This window comes from Psychrobacter sp. PP-21, from assembly GCF_033790785.1.
GTDB lineage: Bacteria > Pseudomonadota > Gammaproteobacteria > Pseudomonadales > Moraxellaceae > Psychrobacter.
In genome coordinates this window covers 1-2,090 of sequence record NZ_JAMYEB010000049.1, presented here as the reverse complement: position 1 = coordinate 2,090, position 2,090 = coordinate 1, and the positions used below count along the sequence as shown (strand labels likewise).

2 protein-coding genes are annotated in these 2,090 nt (G+C 39.5%); both read left to right on the top strand.

What is annotated here, in order from left to right; translation table 11 throughout:
• Positions 1-543: 543 nt before the first annotated feature.
• Entirely contained in the window at positions 544-1,551 is a 1,008-nt protein-coding gene (locus tag NJD71_RS13465) for a lipoate--protein ligase (protein ID WP_319052412.1), read from the top strand.
• 49 nt (positions 1,552-1,600) lie between these two features.
• On the top strand, positions 1,601-1,984 hold the full coding sequence (locus NJD71_RS13460) for a hypothetical protein (protein WP_319052411.1): 384 nt from the start codon (positions 1,601-1,603) through the stop codon (positions 1,982-1,984).
• Positions 1,985-2,090: the final 106 nt, after the last annotated feature.

Here is a 2,090-nt window from a genome sequence, read left to right as displayed (position 1 = left end):
TTGTTTTAGGATGTTGACGATTTGGTTGTCGCTAAAGCGTGTCTTTTTCATAGGATTCTCCTGCTGATGTATTCTAGCAGTTACTCTCTATTTATGAGTGTTCTTATTTATTGGGGGGATTACCGATCCATAATACAGTTATTTTTATATCACTTTTTATATCAAGAACCTGTAAATTGGGTAGGCGCTTCATCCTTACCTTTCCTAGAAACTAGGAGGTTTTACGACTTTTTTGTTATTGCATACACTATTGATTCACCTCACAGTCCTAATAGTAGCAGAAGACTAGAAAGGAGTATTTTATTTATTCGGCTTTAGTAGAGTTTTTCTATTAGAAACAATCTACTATTCAAATTAAACAGAGTTCCATTAAATTAAGTATCCGGTAAACCCACTTTACTCAAAATTCAATCACGAATATTAACCTTAATGCTTTATAACTACTTAGCATACACTCATTGAATTCCAACGCCGCATCGGTAAGAATGTCTGTACCTATTTATAACGCTCACCCTATAAAAACGATTTAAAAAAGGATCCATCATGAAACTGCGTATCTTAAAATCTGCGGTGACCAATCCGTGGTTTAATCTTGCAACCGAGGATTGGATATTTAATACGCTCAATCCCGACTCGCACACGCTTTTCTTATGGCGCAACTCTGAGACCGTGGTCATTGGCCGCTCGCAAAATCCATGGGTAGAGTGCAAAACCGATCAAATGGCAGCAGACGATGTATTTTTGGCGCGGCGACAGAGTGGTGGCGGCGCGGTTTTTCATGATTTGGGCAATACCAATTTTACTTTTTTATCTCCAAAACACGCGTACGACCAAACGGCCAACTTTACCATTATCATCAATGCGCTAAAAAAACTGGGTATAGACGCCACCTTATCTGGTCGTAATGATATGCAAGTGGGCGATAGGAAAATATCAGGCAGCGCCTTCAAACACGCCGCCGATCGCAGTTTTCATCATGGGACACTACTGGTCAATGCCAACATGCAAAAGCTCGGCGACTATCTCAATCCGCATCCCTTAAAGCTCAAAGCAAAAGGCATCAAGTCTGTACGTGCGCGCGTGGCAAACTTGGTAGAATTCAATGATGCCATCAATCATGAGACGTTGTCTGAGGCGATTATCGAGGCGTTTTGTGAATATTATGGAGAGACTACGCCAGTTGAGCAGTTGGATGAAGCCAGCCTTGCCAAGCAGCCGACGCTAAACGCTTACTATCAGCAGATGGCAGACTGGGATTGGCGCTTTGGCAAAACGCCTGAGTTTAGCCATCATATCGAGACGCGCTTTGATTGGGGTATCATGGATGTGCATATGGATGTGAAGCAGGCAATGATTGCAGAAGTTGTTATCTTTTCTGACGCGTTAAATGTTGAGCTGATTGATTTGCTTAAAGAGACATTGACGGGTGTGAAATATAACAAGAGCGAGATTAAAGATGCGCTTGCTGAACTGGCAAACTCGCAACCTGAACTGGCGGCGCAGGTGGGTGATGTTGAAGGGTGGTTGAATGAGGCAGTAGTGGGTTACTAATTCACGATGGAAAGAGTATATTATAGTTTTTGTCTTATAGAAGTGGAAAATGATAGGTTTAGATATTGGATCTCTAGATAGATGGCTACCAATTGCAATTATTATGGCAACATTGAAACTACTTTTTGAAATAGGGAAGGTCTATAAATCCTATCAAGACAATAGATACTACAGCTTAGACAAGCTTAAAAGCGCTTTCGAGACGGAAAAAGTGGATATCAACCTCAAGCAACAACTTATCTCTACTTACGAAAGAGAAGTTTTTTATAAAGTTTACAAGATTGATATAGATAAGCGCTATCGCAGGAAGGTCATCAATATATCTAAAAAATATCATGATATCAGGGTGTTAGACTTTAAAAAGGCGGAAAACTATATCAAGTACGAAGATAGTAATATACATATAATTTACAATATAGTCAGTTCTTTTTAAATAAGATACAATCATTTTAAAGCAAGCGAAATAGCAGAAGAACAAATGACCTATTCAGCAGATTTTCGAGCACAAGTGATTAAAAGTGTCAAAAACAAAGACATGA